The sequence below is a fragment of the Sorangium sp. So ce145 genome (genome assembly GCF_051525985.1).
Classification (GTDB): domain Bacteria; phylum Myxococcota_A; class Polyangia; order Polyangiales; family Polyangiaceae; genus Sorangium; species Sorangium cellulosum_B.
Window position 1 is genome coordinate 8956200 of record NZ_CP150315.1, and the last position, 17523, is coordinate 8973722.

The following is a 17523-nucleotide window of genomic DNA, read 5'->3' on the forward strand; positions in this document are numbered from 1 at the left end:
CGGCATCGGATCGACATGGTCGACCCCATACCGCGGGCAGCACGGCTGCTCAATGACGACGCGCACCACGCGCACCACGCGCGGCGCATCGATCCAGCGACGAGCGCGCGGCCGGTGACGACCGGTCGCGAAGGAGTCGCCGCGGCGCGTTATGTTTCGAGGAGCGATCCTCGACGAGCGCGCCCGGCGCTCGGCGCGTGGTCCATGGCTCCGCCGCGCCGGCGGCCTCTTGCGCCGGTTGGCGGAGGTTGTGCTCCTCGCCCGATCGCGCATACCCTCCGGGCGCCGAAGCCTCCCGGAGGGTGACCCTTGACACTGCTCGTCAGCGACTCGATTGCCCAGCGCGTCCAGCGGCTGGAGATCCCTTTCAACAGCTTCGGGGTCGATCCTTACGGCATCTCCCAGAAGCACCTGGGTCTCTTCTTCTCCCTCCTGGACTTCTTCTATCATCATTACTTCTCGGTGGGCGTGACGGGCCTGGAGAACGTCCCCGCGCGCGGCCGGGCGATGCTCGTCGGCAATCACTGCGGGGGAGTCGCCATCGACGGGGCGATGGTGGTCGCGTCGATGTTCTTCGCGATGGATCCGCCGCGCCTGGCCGAGGGGATGGCGGAGAAGTTCATCAATCGCCTCCCCTTCACCTCGCTCTGGTCGAGCCGCACGGGGCAGTTCACCGGCCTCCCCGAGCACGCGAGCCGCCTCCTCGAGGACGAGCGGCTGCTCATGGTGTTCCCCGAGGGGGCGCGCGGCACCGCCAAGCTCTACAGCGAGCGCAACTCGCTCGTGCACTTCGGATCGGGGTTCGTCCGGCTCGCGATGAAGACGAGGACGCCCGTCATCCCCTTCGGCTTCGTCGGCGGCGGCGAGGCGGTGCCGACCATCGCCAACTCGTACACGATCGGCCGGCTGTTCGGCGTGCCGTACATCCCGATCACCCCGTACCTCGTCCCGGCGCCGCTGCCGGTCCAGCTGGAGATCACGTACGGCGAGCCGATGACGTTCGCCGGGACCGGCGCCGAAGAAGACGAGGTGATCCTCGGCCACGTCGAGCAGGTGAAGGCGAGGATCGCCGAGCTCATCGAGGCCGGGCGAAAGCGGCGCCGCGGGAAGCTCTCGCTGGACTGGCGCGGCGCCACGCCGCCCAGGCCCGCCTCATCGAAGGAGCACGCATGAGGGTCCTCATCCCAGGGATCACCGGCCAGCTGGGCCGCATGGTCGCGACCCGCCTCCTCGAGGAGGGGCACGAGGTGATCGGCATCGACCGGCGGCCGTGGCCGGCCGCCCCGGCCGGCATCGAGATGCACAACGTGGATCTGCAGAAGCGCGCCGCGGAGGACGTGTTCCGCAAGAGCCGGCCCCAGGCCGTCATCCACATGGCGACCGTGACGCACCTCGTGGAGCAGACGGAGGAGCGGTATCGGATCAACCTCGGCGGCACGCGCGTCGTCTTCGACAACAGCCGCGCCTGCGGGGTCGAACACGTGATCTTCGTCGGCCGACACACCTACTACGGCGCCGGCCCCGAGTCGCCGCTCTACCACACGGAGGAGGATCCTCCGATGGCGGTGTCCACCTTCCCCGAGCTCGCCGACCTCGTCGCGGCCGATCTCTACGCCTGCACGGCGCTCTGGCGCGCTCCCGAGCTCTGCACGACCGTCCTCCGCATGTGCTACACGCTCGGCCCGACAGGCCACGGCACGCTGGCGAGCTTCCTCCGCGGCCCCCGCGTCCCGTACGTGCTCGGGTTCGACCCGCTGTTCCAGTTCATGCACGAGCAGGACGTCGTGACCGCCATCTGCCTCGCCCTCGAGAAGCGCATCCGCGGCGTCTACAACGTCTCTGGCCCGCAGCCTGTGCCCCTGTCGCTCATCATCCGCGCGGCGGGCCGGGTGGCGGTGCCCCTCCCCGAGTTCGTGCTGCGCAACGCGTTCGGCCGCTTCGGCCTGCCGAAGCTCCCTCGCGCGGCGCTGACCCACATCAAGTACCCCGTCGTCGTGGACGGGGCCGCGTTCCGCGCCGCGACCGGGTTCAAGCACGCCATCGACGAAGCCCAGGCCATCCGCGAGTACCGCGACGCCCACCCGGTCCCGGCGAGCCGCCCCTGAGCCGGGGACAAGGTATCATGAGATAAGGAGGTCCCGATGTTGTCCGAGAAGGTCAAGCAGTTCGCGCCGGCCAGGCTCACCGCGGACATCGACGATCTGCCCGAGCCGGAGAGGAGAGCGCTCGGCAAGCTCATCGAGGCTTCGCGGCAGCTCGATCCCGTGTTCGATCGGCAGGCCTACGCCGGGAACCCGGAGCTCCGCGAGGAGCTCGTCGCGGACGGCACCCCGGAGGGGCGGGACAGGCTCGCCTACTTCGACATCATGCGCGGCCCGTGGGACAGGCAGGATCACCACCGCCCCTTCGCCATCGACAGGCCCCATCCGCCTGGCGCTGGCTTCTACCCAGAGGATCTCTCGGCCGACGAGCTCAACGCGTGGATCGAGCAGCACCCGGGCGACAAGGAGGCCTTCGAGAGCCTGTTCACGCTCATCCGCCGGGACCAGGGCCGGCTCGTCGCCGTGCCGTACAGCCAGGCCTACGCCGCGTGGCTCGGCCCCGCCGGCGCGCTCCTCGAGGAGGCCGCGGCGCTCACCGCGAGCGAGAGCCTAAGGCGGTTCCTGAGGTCCCGGGCCGCCGCGTTCCGCTCCGACGACTACTATGCATCCGACAAGGACTGGATGGACCTCGACAGCCGCGTCGAGGCGACCATCGGCCCTTACGAGACCTACGAGGACGAGCTCCTCGGCCTCAAGGCCTCGTTCGAGTCGTTCGTCACGGTGAGCGACCCCGACGCTTCCCGGAAGCTTTCGAAGTACAAGGAGCTCCTCCCGGAGATGGAGCGCAACCTGCCTGTCCCCGAGGACGTGAAGACCGCGCGGGGCGGCGAGAGCCCCATCCAGGTCGTCGACCTCGTGTTCAGCGCCGGCGACGCCCGCAAATCGGTCCAGACGATCGCGTTCAACCTGCCGAACGACGAGCGCGTCCGCGCCGAGAAGGGGGCCAAGAAGGTCCTGCTCCGCAACGTCATCGAGACGAAGTTCGAGCTGATCATGCGCCCTATCGCCGAGCGCATCCTCGACCCGGCGCAGCTCGAACACCTGTCCTCCGACGCGTTCTTCAACGAGACGCTCTTCCACGAGCTCTCGCACAGCCTCGGCCCTGCGTTCACGACCGTGAGCGGGGAGCGGGTCGAGGTGCGGATCGCGCTCGGCCCGACGTACTCCGCGCTGGAGGAGGCCAAGGCCGACGTGATGGGCGCTTACAACGTCCTCTTCATGATCCAGCGAGGCCACTTCGCGGCCGATTTCAGGGAAAAGCTCCTCATCTCCTATTTCGCAGGGCTCTTCAGGAGCACCCGATTCGGCGTGGCCGAGGCGCACGGCAAGGGGGCCGCGCTCCAGATCAACCGGTTCCTCGAGGAGCGCGCCGCCCGCTTCGACCCGGCGACACGGCGCTTCACCGTCGACGCCGAGGAGCTCGAGGCCGCCATCACCCGCCTCGTCCGCGATCTCTGCATGGTGCAGCACCGCGGCGACAGGCAGGCCGCCGGCGAGCTCCTCGCCAGATACGGAGAGGTCTCGGCGCCGATGCAGCACGCGCTCGGCGGCCTCGAGGGGATCCCGATCGACATCCGGCCGATCTACCCGCTCGCCGGCGAGTGAGCCGCCAGCCGGCGCTCACGGCCCGATCTGCACGAGGAACGCGTCGCCGGCGCCCTGGCTCGCGCCCGTGGCTGCCTCGCGATCGAGGACGCCGTCGAAGCGGCCGGTCACCCAGCCATCGCCGAGGAGATCGACGGCGACGGCGGCGCCGCGCTGCTCGCCCGAGTCGCCGAACGAGCGCAACCAGATCGGGTTGCTGGCAGGGTCGAGCTTCGCCACGAACACATCCGCGGCGCCCACGGCCGAGTGCGCCTCCGTGCCGATGTCCAGGTTCCCCAGGAAGGAGCCGGTGAGGAGGATGTTGCCCGCGAGATCGACCGCGACGGAGGCGCCCTCCTGGTCGGCGTCGTCGCCGAAGTCCTCGCACCACTGCAGGACGCCGTTGTCGTCCAGACGGATGAGGAAGACGTCCTTGTCTCCATTGCTCGTGAGCAGCGACTCGCCGAGGGAGATCGCCCTCCGGAACGAGCCGGTCACGAGGATGTTGCCCGCTCCATCGATGGCCACGCCGAGCGCCTCGGCCGCGTTGGTCGCGTCGGCCGCCTTGCTCCAGACGTGATCGCCCGAGGGGTCGAGCTTCGCGACGAACAGGTTGGTCTTCGCGTCGGTGGTGAGCGGCCTCTCGCCCCCGAGATCGATCTCCCCGCTGAACCAGCCGACGACGACGATGTCGCCGTCGCCGTCGACGGCGACGCCGGTACCGGCCTGATCTCCCTGGCCGCCGAGCCGCTTGGCCCAGTCGACGTGGCCGGCGGCGTCGAGCTTGACCAGGAAGGCGTCGCTCCTGCCGTGGCTCTCGAGGGTGAACCGCTCGCCCCGGCGGCCCTCGCCGAAGTCGAGCGTGCCCGAGAACTCGCCGGTGATGAAGGCGTTCCCCGCCTGGTCCACGGCGACCGCCGCCGCGTGTTGCGTGGCGTCGTCGCCGAACCGCCGGCTGAACTGGTGCGCCCCGGTCGCGTCGAACCGCGCCACGACGACGTCGGCGCGGCGGCCGGCGCCCTCGAGCACGCCGCCGCCGAAATCGACGTCGCCGGCCGCGCTGCCCGCGAGCACCACGTCGCCCCCCGGCGCCAGCGCGACCGCCCGGGCGACGCTGTCCGCGAAGCGGCGGCCGAACCGGAACCGACCCTCGCGCCGGGAGGCGTCGCGGGAGAACGAGACGAGGAAAGCGTCCGGCTCACCGAGCGCGCCCAGCTCGTCCGATGGGCCCGCGCCGAGATCGGTGCTGCCCGACGCCGAGCCGACCACCACGACGGCGTCGGCGGAGGCGGCGACGCCCAGGCCCTGCTGAGCGCCGGCCCCTCCGAGCGCGACGCTGTGCACGGGGTCGCCCGTGCACGCTCGCCCGTCGCAGTTCTCGTCCTCGGGCGTGGCGCAGCTCTCGAACGCGGGCAGCACCTGGCCGACGCAGGCGCCGACGTCCGTCCCGTCGTCATTGCACGCGGCGACGCCGGCGACGCAGAGGCCGACGCCCTGCGTGCCCTGCGGCCCCGCGTAGCAGGCCGCCTCGGTGAGCGGAACGCAGATCTCCTGAACCTCGGCGCCGCCGCCCGCCCCGCCGCCGCCGCCGCCGCCCCCCTCGCCCACCGGCGCGGGATCCGCCGCGACGTCGGGGAACGGCGCGATGAAGGCGCACGCGCCGAGGCCTGCGCAGGCGAGGGCGAGCGCGGCGACGACGCCCGCTCCGGGGCGAGGTGCGCCGCTCACAGCACTCCCCGCACGGCGACCCCGGCGCCGTCCGCGCCGACCCACGGCGAGAGCGCCGTCGGGCGGGGGATGCGCGGCGCCGCGGGCGCAGGCCGCCGCCCGGCGGCGTCCGGAGGAGCGGCACGCGAGGAGGACGAGGGCCAGAAGAGGTAGGTGGCGAGGCCGCCCGCGATGACGGCGGCCCCGGTGAGCACCGTGCTCGTGACGGCGAGCGCTTGCCCGCGGTCGCGCAGCGCCTGCCGCTCGCCCAGCGAGCCCGGGGCAGGGTTCTCGTTCTTCTTCAGGAAGCTGTGCCGCACGTCGTACGCCATGGCGCCCGTGACCACGGCGCCGGCGGCGAGCGCGGCCGCCGTCCCCACGACGACCACCGGCGAGATGCGCGGGCCAGGCGCGGGCGCGCTGGGCAGCGCCTGGCGCGCGGGCGCGCGCGACAGCGGGACCGCGAGCGAGCGCTTGCGGCCGAGCTCGGCCCGCAGCTCGACGACCGCGCCCGTCTCGGCCTGCACCGTCGCCTCGAACCGCGCCGCATAGTTCTCGGCCGCCACCACGACCCGCCGCGCCCCGGGGCTCACGAGGATGGCCGCGCCGACGAGCGCGGCGTGGATCGGCTCACCATCGATCTCGACGCGCACGCCGGTCGCGTCCTCGGGCAGCTGCAGGACGAGCTGCGACGTCTTCACGCGAAGCTTCTCCAGTCGTGCCCGCGACTCCCTGGCGAGCGCGATCTCGTTCCGCGCGGTCGCGCCGGACGCAGCGAGCTCAAATGCGTTGAGCGCCTCGACGACGTGGCCGAGCGCCTCGTGACAGACGCCGAGGTGATACCAGAGCGGCGGGGAAACGACGATCTTGCTGATGCGCTCGTACGTCTCCAGCGCCTCTGCCCACCGGCCGCTGTCCTCCGCGGCGAGGCCGAGCGCGAAGAGGCGCCGCGCGGACGCGAGCTCCGCGGCGCTCGGCTTGTGGGGCGCAGCGACAGCCGCAGTGTCGCTCGCGACCGCGGCCGGCGGCGCGCGGCCGGCGTCCTCCGGGGAAGGCTCGGCGAACGCAGCCGGACCGACGCCGACCAGGGCGAAGAATACCACTCCGCCGATGGTGATCCGATGCTTCACCCACGCCTCCTTCCATCACCAAGCGATAGAGGCAGTCTAACCGTACTCACGCCGACCGATCCTCGACAACTGGAAAATTGTTTGAGATTGGCGTCCGATCCTGGAACGCTCTTGCACGACCCGCCTGGAACGCTCTCCCACTGTCGGTGAGAGCTTCAGCATGGTCGGACTCACGACGACACAGGAGTCGCAGGTACGAGCTGTGATAGCGCCCGTCGATCTTGTGCCAGGCCAGCTTCTCGGCCGCTATGAGCTGCTGATCGCCATCGCGCAGGGCGGAATGGGGACCGTGTGGGCGGCCCGAGAGCGCGGCGGGGCGGCGGGCGACAAGATCGTGGCAGTCAAGACGATGCTGCCGGCGCTCTCCAGCGATCCGCGCTGCAAGCGCATGTTCCTCACCGAGTCGCGCATCGCCTCCCGGATCAAGCACCCCAATGTGTGCGCGATCCTGGATCAAGGTGAGCAGAGCGGGGTGCTCTACTTCGTGATGGAGTGGATCGACGGCGACGCGCTCGTGGCGCTGCTCGGCGGCAGCACCCGCAAGCAGGGCAGCCCGCTCCCCCTGCCCGTCGCGGTGAGGATCGCGATCGAGGCGGCGCGCGGGCTGCATGCGGCCCACGAGCTACGGGACGACGGCGGCGCGCTGATCGGGCTCGTTCACCGGGACGTCTCGCCGCACAACATCCTGATCACGCGGGACGGCTCGGTCAAAATCGCCGATTTCGGCGTGGCCAAGGCCATGGCGCAGGTGGACAACCCGACGACCAACACCGGGCACATGAAGGGCAAGATCCTCTTCATGGCGCCCGAGCAGGTCTATAGCGAGCAGCTGGACCGGCGGTCCGACGTCTTCGCGCTCGGGATCGTGCTCTATCAGCTGACGACGGGCACGCACCCGTTCGCCGCCAGCCACGACCTCGCGACGATGGCGCGCATCGCGCGGCCCGAGCCGGTCGATCCGCCGGGCCCCCTCGTCCCCGGGTACCCCCCCGCGCTCGAGGCGGCGGTGATGCGCGCGCTGGCCAAGGATCCGGCCGAGCGCTTCGCGACGATGGCCGAGCTCGCGGACGCGCTCGAGGAAGTGGACGCCGCCCTCGGCAGCCGCCCTGGCGAGGTCACGGGGTACATCCGCAACGCGCTCGCCGCGCGCGCCTCGCGTCGCGCGGCGCTGATCAAGGACGCCTTGCGCGCCGCGGAGGGCAGGGCGCGGGGGCGCGCCCCCGCGCGCCTGGACCCGCGCCGCCGCGCCCGGACGATCGCCACCGCGGCGGCGCTCGTCGCCTCGGGCGCGCTGCTCGGAGCGGCGACGCTCCTGTGGATCGGCCTCGGGGAGGGCCCCGGCGCGCCGCCCGTGGCGGTGCCCGCGGCGCCGGCCGTCACGGTGGAGCCGCGCCCGGGGGTCGCCACCGCCGAGCCGCGCGCCCCGGAGCCCGCGCGCGTGTCAGAGCCGGCCCCGTCCACCGCGCCCGCGGCGCCGCCGTCCTCCACCCCCGCCGCGAGCGCGAGCCCGCCTCGCTCCCGATCGCCTGCCGAGACCGGGCGCGCCAAGTTCCGCGAGCCCGGCTTCTAGCGCGCGCCGCGGCCCCGCCTCGCGCCGAGGAATATTCGATCGGCGCCGGTTGTCCTCGGGCGGCCGGGCTTGCTATGAGCTCCCACCCGTTATGCACGACGTACGCGCCCTGAACGAGCTGGTCGCCAAAGAGAGCGCCTTCATCGACACCCTGCTGAGCGAGGTCGGCAAGGTCATCGTCGGCCAGACGTACATGATCGAGCGCATCCTCATCGGGCTGCTCACCGGGGGGCACGTCCTCCTCGAGGGCGTGCCGGGCCTCGCCAAGACGCTCACGGTGCGGACGCTCTGCGACGCCATCCACGCGAAGTTCTCGCGGATCCAGTTCACGCCGGATCTGCTGCCCGCCGACCTCATCGGCACCGTCATCTTCAACCACCAGAAGGGCGACTTCACCTCCAAGCTGGGCCCGATCTTCGCGAACCTCGTGCTCGCCGACGAGATCAACCGCGCCCCGGCGAAGGTGCAGAGCGCGCTCCTCGAGGCGATGCAGGAGCGGCAGGTCACGATCGGCGACACGACCTACCCGCTGCCGAGCCCGTTCGTGGTCATGGCGACGCAGAACCCGATCGAGCAGGAGGGGACCTACCGCCTCCCGGAGGCGCAGGTCGACAGGTTCATGCTCATGGTCAAGGTCGGGTACCCCGCGCGGGCCGAGGAGCGGCAGATCATCGACCGCACGACGGGGGTGGTCGAGGGCAAGGCCGCGAAGGTGACGACCCCCGAGGAGCTCGTGTCCGCGCGCAAGGTCGTGCGCGACGTGTACATGGACGATCGCGTGAAGGACTACATCGTGGACGTGGTCTTCGCGACGCGCGAGCCCGGGCAGAAGGGGATGCGGGAGCTGAGCAGCCTCATCGAGTACGGGGCGAGCCCGCGCGCCTCGATCGCGCTGGCGCTCGCGGCGCGCGCGCACGCCTTCCTGCGCCACCGGGGCTACGTCACGCCGGAGGACGTGAAGGCGATCGGCCCCGACGTGCTCCGGCACCGGGTCGTCCTGACCTACGAGGCGGAGGCCGAGGAGGTCACGTCCGAGCAGATCGTCCGGCGCGTGTTCGAGGTGGTCGAGGTGCCGTGATCAAGGCCTCCGGCTCGAAGAACCCGCTGCCGCCGGAGCTCCTGAAGCAGCTCCGGCGCATCGAGATCCGGACGCAACGGCTCGCCAACGAGCAGCTCTCCGGGACGTACTCGTCCGTCTTCAAGGGCCAAGGGCTCTCGTTCCGCGAGGTGCGCGCCTACCTGCCCGGCGACGACGTGCGCTGGATCGACTGGAACGTCTCGGCCCGCATGAGCGAGCCGTTCGTGAAGGTGTTCGTCGAGGAGCGGGAGATGACCGTCATGCTGGTCGTCGACGCCTCGCAGAGCGAGCAGTTCGGCACGCGGCGCGCGTCGAAGGCGCGCGTCGCCGCCGAGATCGCCGCGCTCTGCTCCTTCAGCGCCATCAAGAACAACGATCGCGTGGGCCTCGTGCTCGCGACCGAGGCCATCGAGAAGCTCGTCCCGCCGAAGAAGGGGGACAAGCACGTGATGCGCGTCATCCGGGAGATCCTCGGGCACGAGCCGAAGTACACGGGGACGAACCTGAAGCTCGCGCTCGAGACGCTGGTGAAGGTGGCCAAGCGGAGGAGCGTGGCCTTCGTGATCAGCGACTTCTTCGCCTCCGGCTTCGAGCGCTCGCTCTCGCTCGCGAGCGCCAAGCACGACGTGATCCCGGTGATGCTGGTCGACCCGCGCGACGAGGAGCTGCCCGACGTGGGGCTCGCGACGTTCGAGGACCTGGAGACCGGGGAAGAGGTCGTGGTGGACACCGGCGACCGGGCGGTGCGCGACCACTACCGCGCCGCCATGCGCAAGCTCCGGAGCGACCGCGACAAGCTGTTCAAGAAGCTCGCGCTCGACGCCGTGGTGGTGAAGACCGGCGAGAGCTTCGTGAGCCCGCTGCGCGACCTGTTCGCCAAGCGGGCGCGGAGGCTCAGGCGATGAGGGCGCGTCGCTCGGCGGTCCGCGCCGCGCGCGGCGCGAGCCCGCTCGCGTGGGCCGCGCTGGCGGCGGCGCTCGCGTGCGCGTCGCCGGCACGATCGCAGCCGGACGCCGGCGGCGCCGGAGGGCCCGCCGCTGACGACACCCCGCCGCCGCCGGCCCCGGCGCCGGCAGCCGCGGCGCCGGCAGCCACGGAGCGCGGCGGAAGCGTGTGGGCCTCGTGCGCGGAGCACGTGCCGCCCGGCGCGACGCGCCCCCGGATCGAGGAGACGTTCCCGAAGAACGGGTTCAGCGGGTACGCGGCCCACCTCGAGATCACGGTCACGCACGGCAAGGGCGAGACGGTGCTGCCGGAGGGCTTCAAGGTCCAGGGCGACAGCGACGCCGCGCGCGCGATCCAGAAGGCGGGGTTCGTCCTGCCGGAGGCCGACGCGGGCGCGGGGCCGACCAGCGCGACGACGGCGACCGACGCGGGCGCCACGACCCGGCTCGTCATCCCGTTCGTCCCGCTGCCCAAGGAGCCCGGGAGGAGCGCCCTCCTGCTGCCGCCGGTGCCGATCGCCGTGTCCCGCGCGAGCGGGGAGCTCGTCACCGTCTGCACCCGGCCGCACGAGATCGTGATCGAGGACCCGATCGCCAACGAGCGGGACCCCAAGGTGAAGCCGAACCCGCCGCCGCGGCCGCAGCGGGAGGAGTGGGTGCTCGCGAAGCAGCTCACGGCCGGCATCCTCATCGGCGCGGCGCTCGGGCTGCTCGTGGCGTGGCTCGTCCGGCGCTGGCTGCGCCGGCCCCGCGTGGTGGCCGCGCCGCCGCCCAAGCTGCCGTGGATCGCCGCGCTCGAGGAGCTCGAGGCGCTCCGGCGCTCCGACCTGCTCGGCGAGGGGCGGACCGGTGAGTACTTCGACCGCGTGAGCGACTGCGTGCGCAAGTACCTCGGCGCGCGGTACGGCTTCGACGGCCTCGAGACAACGAGCGACGAGATGCGGGATCTGCTCGCGCGGGTGCGCCCGCCCGTGCCGGTGCTGCCGCAGATCGCGCGGTTCCTCGCCGACTGCGACCTCGTGAAGTTCGCGCGCCTCCAGCCGAGCGAGGCCGACTGCCTCACGGCGCTCGACGACGGCGAGAACATCGTGCACCGCACGACCCCGCCGGCGGCGCGGCCCGGCGACGGCGCCGGCCCCCGCAGCTCGCCCGCCGGCGGGCAGCAGCCGCCCGCTCGCCCGTCCCGGGCGCCAGAGCCTGCTCGCCCGTCCCGGGCGCCAGAGGGAGAGGAGGCGCCTTGAGCCGCACGAAGCGCGCAGCGCTCGCCCTCATCGCGACGCTCGCCGTCGCCGCGCTCGCCTGCGTGTACCCCTACGTCGCGCGCCGCGACGCCTGGCCCTCGGCGAGCTGGCAGAACCCGTGGTTCTTGCTCGCGCTCGTCGCGGTGCCCGTCGTCTGGTACTGGGGCATCTTCGCGGAGGACGCGCGCAGGCCGCGGCTCCGGCTCGGCACGGTCGCGCCGCTCGCGCGCGGGCCGCGCGGCCTGCGCAGCCACCTGCGCGACCTGCCGGGCGTGCTGCGCGCCGTGGCGCTCGCGCTGCTCGTCCTCGCGATGGGGCGGCCGGTCAGCGTGCTCCGCGAGCAGCGCTCGGACGACAAGGGCATCGACATCGTCGTGGCGCTCGACCTGTCGGGCTCGATGCGCGCGATCCTCGACGCGCGGGCGAGCGACCTCCCCGGCCAGCCCAAGCTGCCGCGCGGCAAGCGGCTGACCCGGCTCGACACGGCCAAGCTCGTCCTCCAGGACTTCATCAGCCGCAGGAGGACCGATCGCCTCGGCGTCGTCGTCTTCGGCAAGGCCGCCTACGTGCTGTCGCCGCCGACGCTCGACTACCACCTGCTGACGCAGATGGTCTCGCAGATGACGCTCAACGTGATCGACGGCAGCGCGACGGCGATCGGCGACGCGCTCGGCACCGCGGTCGCCCGCCTGCGCAGGAGCGACGCGCAGTCCAAGGTCGTCATCCTCCTGACCGACGGCGACTCGAACGCCGGGGCCATCTCCCCCGAGTACGCGACCCACCTCGCGACCTCGCTCGGCGCGAAGGTCTATACGATCCAGATCGGCACCGACGACGAGGTCGAGGTCGAGGACGGCATCGATCTCTTCGGGCAGCCGCGCTACGTGCGCCACCGCTTCCCGGTGAACCCCGCGCTGCTCCAGGAGATCGCGCAGAAGACCGGCGGCGCGTCGTACGTGGCGACCGACGCGAAGGCGCTCGCGGACAGCATGCACGACGTGCTCGACCGGCTGGAGAAGACCCGCTTCGAGGCGTCGAGCGCCGCGTACGAGGATCTCTTCCCGTTCCTGCTCCTGCCCGGGGTGTTCCTGATCGGGCTCGACGCGCTCCTGCGCGCCTGGCTGCTCCGGAGGTTCCCGTGAACTTTGCGGCCCCCTGGTTCCTGCTCGGGACGGCGTTCGCCGCGCTGATCGGCCTCCTGCTCATCCTGGGCGGCTTCGGCGTGGCGCGCGCCATCAGGCGCTTCGGCGACGAGGATCGCGTGAAGGCGCTCACGACCGCCGATCCGGCGAAGCGCCGCGCCTGGAAGGGCGTGCTGCTCGTGCTCGCGACGGCGCTCGCGTTCGTGGCCGCGGCGCGCCCCCAGTACGGCAAAGGCACGCGGCTCGTGCCGGCGACCAACGTCGACGTGGTGGTCGTGCTCGACTACTCGAAGAGCATGTACGCGCGCGACGTCGAGCCGTCCCGCATCTTCCGGGCGAAGGTCGAGGTCGCCCGCCTCATCAAGGATCTCGAGGGCGCGCGCTTCGGCGCGGTCGCGTTCGCCGGCGAGCCGATGGGCTTCCCGCTGACCGCCGACGGCGCGGCGATCGCGCAGTTCTTCCGCCAGCTCGACCCGAACGACATGCCGATCGGCGGCACGGCGATCGCGCGCGCGCTCGACCAGGCGAACGAGCTCCTGAAGCGCGATCCGAAGTCCGCCGAGCACAAGCGGATCATCCTGCTCGTCACGGACGGCGAGGACCTCGAGGGCTACCCGCTGAGCGTCGCCCAGGCGATCGGCGCCCAGGGCACGACGATCCACGTCGTCCAGATCGGCGGGCGCACGCCGGAGCCGATCCCGGAGATCGGCCAGGACGGCCGCATCGTCGGGTGGCGGACGGATCGCCAGGGCAAGCCGCTCACGACCGAGCTGTCGCTGTCGGGCGAGCAGCAGCTCGCGTCGATCGCGCAGGCGACGCCGGGCGGGCAGATCATCCGCGCGGAGAAGGGGACCACGGGCATCGAGACGATCGCCGCGGAGCTCAGGCGGCAGATGAAGAGCGAGCTCTCGGAGCGGGTCGAGACGGTCTACGCGGACGTCTACTTCTACCCGCTCGGCCTCGCGATCCTGCTCCTCATCGCCGAGGTGTTCCTCAAGGACGCTCCGCGCCGTCGCTTCGTGGCGGCGCGCCCCGAGGCCGCGCCGAAGCGCGCCGCGTTGCTGAAGGGGCGCCCGCTCGGCGCGGACCTCGGGGCGGGAGCGGGGCAGGCTCCTGGGGGCAACGCGGGAGGGCCGCATGCCGCGTCGTGATCGCAAGCGCGTGGATCTCGCCGGGTTCTTCGCGCGCCGCGGGCGCTGGATCGCGATCGGGCTCGCCGCCGCGTGCCTCACGGGGGCCGCGTTCTCCGCGGCGACCGGGTGCAGCGGGTGGGATCCGACGTCCCCGTTCGAGCGGAACGCGCCGGCGGTCGACCAGGCGATCCGCGATCTCGACGCGGGCAACCTCGAGTCTGCCGAGCAGGCCCTCGCGAGCTACCTGGGGACGGGCCCGTGCAGCGACGCCGGCATCGGGCTGCCGGACTCCGTGCGCCAGAAGCCGAACGGCTCGTTCGATCTCGGGCTGACGCTGTTCCACCTGGCCGAGCGCTACGGTCATCGGTTCGGCGACGAGGAGCTCGCGGACGGCGGGCCGGAGCAGGAGCAGCGCGACGCGCTGCGCGGGATCGAGATCGACTGCGCGCTGATCCTCCTGAAGGCGATCGGGGCCGATCCGAGCGTGCCGGCCGATCTGCGCGCGCGGGCCCGCTACCTGTCCGGCAACCTCGAGTTCCTGCGGCGCAAGTACGAGGACGCCGTGACGTATTACGATCAGGCGCTGGCCATCATCCCCGGGGTCCTCGAGGAGGCCGGCGGCGACGGCGTCGGCCGGGACGCGGCCTGGAACCGGGCGATCGCCCTGCGGCGCATCGAGGACCAGAAGGACGCCGCGCCGCCGGACGCCGAGCCCGATGCGCCGCCCGACGCCGAGCCCGACGCGCCGCCGGACGCCGAGCCCGACGCCGAGCCCGACGCGGGCGACGACGGCGGCGACCAGGACGCGGGCGACGACGGCGGAGAGCCTGACGCGGGCGACGACGGCGGCGGCCAGGACGCGGGCAACGACGGCGGCGACCAGGATCAGAGCCCTGACGCTGGCCCGCAGGACCAGACGCCCGACGCCGGCTCACCCGAGCAACCCGAGCCGCCGCGCGAGCAGCCCCAGGAGCCGCCGCAGACCGGTCGGCAGGACGATCGCATCCTCGACCAGCTCGAGGAGGCGCCGACGTACCAGGAGCAGGAAGCGAAGAACAAGGCCGGCATGCGGCGCGGCCGCGGCATGGAGGACAAGTGACGCGCCCGCTCGCGCTCGCCCCCCCGCGCCTCGCGCCGCTCGCGACCGCGCTGCTCGTGGCGTTGCTCGCGTTGATCGCCCCGCTCCGCGCGCGCGCCCAGCAGCAGCCGGAGCTCTCCGCGCGCGCGAGCTCCACCGACGTCGAGGTCGGCGAGCCGTTCACGGTCGAGGTGAAGGCGCTCGTCGAGCGCGGCGCCGGCATGCCCTCCGATCCGGAGCTGCGTGTCCCGCCCGACCTCTCCATCGTCTCCGGCCCGAGCATCGGGACGCAGATGAAGACCCAGCTCGGGGGCGGCGTCATGATCACGCAGCTGGGCATCAGCGCGACGTGGCAGATCGTCGCGAACAAACCCGGCCGCTACACCATCCCGGGGCCGACGATCTCGTGGAACGGCAGGCGCCTGCCGGCGGCCCCGATCATGATCAAGGTCGCGCCGGCGAGCGGGCGGCCTCGCCGGCCGAACAACCCGTTCCTGTTGCCCGGCGGCCCGCTGCAGGGCTTCCCGTGGCCGTTCGGCGGCTCGGGCGGCCTCTTCGACGACGAGCCGACCCAGGAAGAGCCCGAGCCCGAGGCGACAGAGCTGGCGATGCCGCGCGAGCCGGACCCGGTGGTGTTCCTTCGCGCCATTCCCGACAAGACGGCCGCGGTGGTCGGCGAGCAGGTCACGGTCTCGTTCTACCTGTACTTCCGCGAGAACGCCGAGATGACCGAGCCCCGCGCGGCGCCCGCCGCGGACTTCCTTCGCCACCCGCTCCTCGAGGACCCCCGCAACGAGCGGCCCGTGTACACGCGGGTCGGCGGGCACCGCTACGCGGCCCGCCTCGTCGACAAGCTGGCGCTGTTCCCGCTGAAGACGGGCGAGCTGCACACGGGCAGCATGCAGACGCGCATCAGCGGGCGCCGGATCGGCGCGCGCGTGCTGCGCGAATCGAACGACGTCGTCGTCAAGGTCACGGAGCCGCCCCTCGCCGGCCGCCCGTCCGGCTATGTCGTCGGCGACGTCGGTCAGTTCACGCTCAAGGCGACGGTGCAGCCGCGCCAGATCGAGCAGGGCGGCTCGGTGGCCGTGACCGTGCAGATCGCGGGCACCGGCAACTTCCCCCAGTCGCTCCGGGTGCCGGAGCGGACCGGGCTCGAGTGGCTCGACCCGGAGAAGCGCGACGCGATCGAGCCGCGCGGCGGCGCGATCGGCGGCACCCGATCGTTCGGCTACGTCGTCCGGATCCAGGAGAGCGGCGCGGTCGATCTCGGGAAGATCGAGCTCCCCTACTGGGATCCGGCGCAGAAGCGCTACGTTGTCGAGCGCGCCGAGCTCGGCGTCGTCCAGGTCAGCCCGGTGGCCCCTCCGGCGTCGTCCGGGCCGCCGTCCGGGGCGCCTCGCGCCGGGGGCGACGGCGCTGGCCGGGGCGAGCCGTTCGCCGGCATGCCGGGGCTCCGCACGTCGCTCGGCCCGCACGCCCCGCCCGCGACGCTGCCCCTCGACGGCGCGCCGTTCTGGCTGCTCCTGGCCGCGCCGCCGCTCGTCGTGACGCTGTTCGGCGCGGGCGATCGGCTCCTGCGCCGGGCCCGCGATCGCCGCGCGGCGGGCGCGACCTCGCCCGCCCGGCTCGCGGCGATCGCCCAGCGCGAAGCGGAGGAGGCGGCCGCGCAGGGGGATCTCGGGGCGACGGCCGCGGCGATCGAGCGCGCGGTGCACCGGGCGATCGAGTCCGCGACGGGCCTCCGCTCGCGCGGCGTCCTGCTCGCGGAGCTCCCGGGCGAGCTCGGCCGGCGCGGCGTCCCCGGGCCGCTCTCGTCGCGCGCTTGCGAGGCGCTGGCCGCGTGCGAGGCGATCCGGTTCGAGCCGACCGCGCAGGAGGGCGGCGGCGCCGCCGCCGCGGCGCTCGTCGAGCAGAGCCGCGCCGTCGTGACCGAGCTCGCGCGATGGAAGCCCGCGTGAACGGCCGCCGCACGCGCCCCCTCGCCGGCGCGCTCCTCCTCGCCGGAAGCCTCGCGCTGGCGCTGCCGTCGAGCGAGGCGCGCGCGCAGCCGGCGGAGCCCCCGGAGGCGCTGTTCCAGGAGGGCACGGCCGCGCTCGGCCGCGGCGAGTACGGCGCGGCGATCGACACGTTCGAGCTGCTCGCCGACCGCGGCTTCGTGCACCCGGACGCGAGCTATAACCGCGGGCTCGCCTACGTCACGCGCGTCCGCGAGGGCGCGGATCGCCCGGGAGACCTCGGCCGGGCGGCGGCCGCGTTCGAGGAGGCGCTGCGGCTCCGCCCCGGCGACGCCGACGCGGATCACGCGCTGGATCTCGTGCGCGCCGAGATCACCCGCCGGCGCTCGCGCCGCGCCACGGATGCGGTCGACGTGCGCCCGACGCTCGGCCGGGTCATCGTCGGCCTCGCCTCGGAGCGCACCTGGGCGGCGGCCGCGCTCCTCGCGTCGCTGCTCCTCGCCCTGGGCGTGGTCCTGCGGCGCCGCCCTGCCGGTCCTGCGCACGTCGCGGGCAGCGTCCTTGCGCCGACGGCGCTCGTCGCGCTGCTCGCGCTGGTGCCGCTCACCTATGCGGCGCGGCAGCTCCGCCTCACGACCCGGGCTGGCGTCGTGGTGGTCCCCGAGGTCCGGCTCCTCGACGAGGACGGGCGCGCGCTGCCCCGCGCGGAGCAGAGCGCGATCCCCGAGGGCGCGTCGGTCGAGGTCGGCAGGAGATCGGGCGGGCTCGCGGAGGTCCGCTGGGGCGCCACCGAGGGCTGGGCTCCGGTGTCGAGCATCCGGTTGCTCGCTCCATGAGCCGCGCCATCGTGTGCTAG

14 protein-coding genes are annotated in these 17523 nt (G+C 73.0%); 12 read left to right on the plus strand and 2 right to left on the minus strand.

What is annotated here, in order from left to right; genetic code table 11:
* Positions 1–309 precede the first annotated feature (309 nt).
* The 3 genes from WMF34_RS33190 to WMF34_RS33200 are packed head-to-tail and all read left to right on the plus strand — an operon-like array spanning position 310 to position 3707.
* Positions 310–1173 (plus strand): lysophospholipid acyltransferase family protein, encoded by an 864-nt coding sequence (locus WMF34_RS33190; RefSeq protein WP_012239113.1) that lies wholly within the window; start codon positions 310–312, stop codon positions 1171–1173.
* Positions 1170–2105, plus strand: a complete 936-nt coding sequence (locus WMF34_RS33195; protein ID WP_012239114.1) for an SDR family oxidoreductase — start codon at positions 1170–1172, stop codon at positions 2103–2105. Before WMF34_RS33190 ends, WMF34_RS33195 begins: the two co-directional genes overlap by 4 nt.
* A 36-nt stretch (positions 2106–2141) precedes the next feature.
* On the plus strand, positions 2142–3707 hold the full coding sequence (locus tag WMF34_RS33200; RefSeq protein ID WP_437990320.1) for a dipeptidyl-peptidase 3 family protein: 1566 nt from the start codon (positions 2142–2144) through the stop codon (positions 3705–3707).
* Between the two features lie 15 nt (positions 3708–3722).
* Here the strand turns inward: WMF34_RS33200 and WMF34_RS33205 are convergent, their stop codons facing one another.
* Entirely contained in the window at positions 3723–5414 is a 1692-nt protein-coding gene (locus tag WMF34_RS33205) for a hypothetical protein (RefSeq protein ID WP_437990321.1), read from the minus strand.
* Positions 5411–6523: a hypothetical protein gene (locus WMF34_RS33210; protein WP_437990322.1), complete on the minus strand. Its 1113-nt coding sequence runs from the start codon at positions 6521–6523 to the stop codon at positions 5411–5413. The genes WMF34_RS33205 and WMF34_RS33210 overlap by 4 nt, the downstream gene beginning before the upstream one ends.
* 223 nt (positions 6524–6746) lie before the next feature.
* On the opposite strand from WMF34_RS33210, the gene WMF34_RS33215 reads away from it, so the two are divergent.
* From WMF34_RS33215 to WMF34_RS33255, 9 genes are all read left to right on the plus strand, one after another.
* A complete protein-coding gene (locus tag WMF34_RS33215; RefSeq protein ID WP_437990323.1) occupies positions 6747–8093 on the plus strand; it encodes a serine/threonine-protein kinase in 1347 nt (448 codons plus the stop codon).
* 91 nt (positions 8094–8184) lie between these two features.
* On the plus strand, positions 8185–9171 hold the full coding sequence (locus WMF34_RS33220; RefSeq protein WP_012239119.1) for an AAA family ATPase: 987 nt from the start codon (positions 8185–8187) through the stop codon (positions 9169–9171).
* Positions 9168–10076 carry a DUF58 domain-containing protein gene (locus tag WMF34_RS33225; RefSeq protein ID WP_012239120.1) on the plus strand — a complete coding sequence of 303 codons (909 nt, stop codon included), beginning with the start codon at positions 9168–9170 and terminating at the stop codon, positions 10074–10076. The genes WMF34_RS33220 and WMF34_RS33225 overlap by 4 nt, the downstream gene beginning before the upstream one ends.
* Positions 10073–11356: a hypothetical protein gene (locus WMF34_RS33230; RefSeq protein WP_437990324.1), complete on the plus strand. Its 1284-nt coding sequence runs from the start codon at positions 10073–10075 to the stop codon at positions 11354–11356. Before WMF34_RS33225 ends, WMF34_RS33230 begins: the two co-directional genes overlap by 4 nt.
* Entirely contained in the window at positions 11353–12498 is a 1146-nt protein-coding gene (locus WMF34_RS33235; protein ID WP_012239122.1) for a VWA domain-containing protein, read from the plus strand. The genes WMF34_RS33230 and WMF34_RS33235 overlap by 4 nt, the downstream gene beginning before the upstream one ends.
* Positions 12495–13649 carry a vWA domain-containing protein gene (locus WMF34_RS33240; RefSeq protein WP_437990325.1) on the plus strand — a complete coding sequence of 385 codons (1155 nt, stop codon included), beginning with the start codon at positions 12495–12497 and terminating at the stop codon, positions 13647–13649. Before WMF34_RS33235 ends, WMF34_RS33240 begins: the two co-directional genes overlap by 4 nt.
* Entirely contained in the window at positions 13636–14730 is a 1095-nt protein-coding gene (locus tag WMF34_RS33245; protein WP_437990326.1) for a tetratricopeptide repeat protein, read from the plus strand. Before WMF34_RS33240 ends, WMF34_RS33245 begins: the two co-directional genes overlap by 14 nt.
* On the plus strand, positions 14727–16670 hold the full coding sequence (locus WMF34_RS33250; protein WP_437990327.1) for a BatD family protein: 1944 nt from the start codon (positions 14727–14729) through the stop codon (positions 16668–16670). Before WMF34_RS33245 ends, WMF34_RS33250 begins: the two co-directional genes overlap by 4 nt.
* Positions 16667–17503, plus strand: a complete 837-nt coding sequence (locus tag WMF34_RS33255) for a hypothetical protein (protein WP_437990328.1) — start codon at positions 16667–16669, stop codon at positions 17501–17503. The genes WMF34_RS33250 and WMF34_RS33255 overlap by 4 nt, the downstream gene beginning before the upstream one ends.
* The last annotated feature ends 20 nt before the right edge of the window (positions 17504–17523 follow it).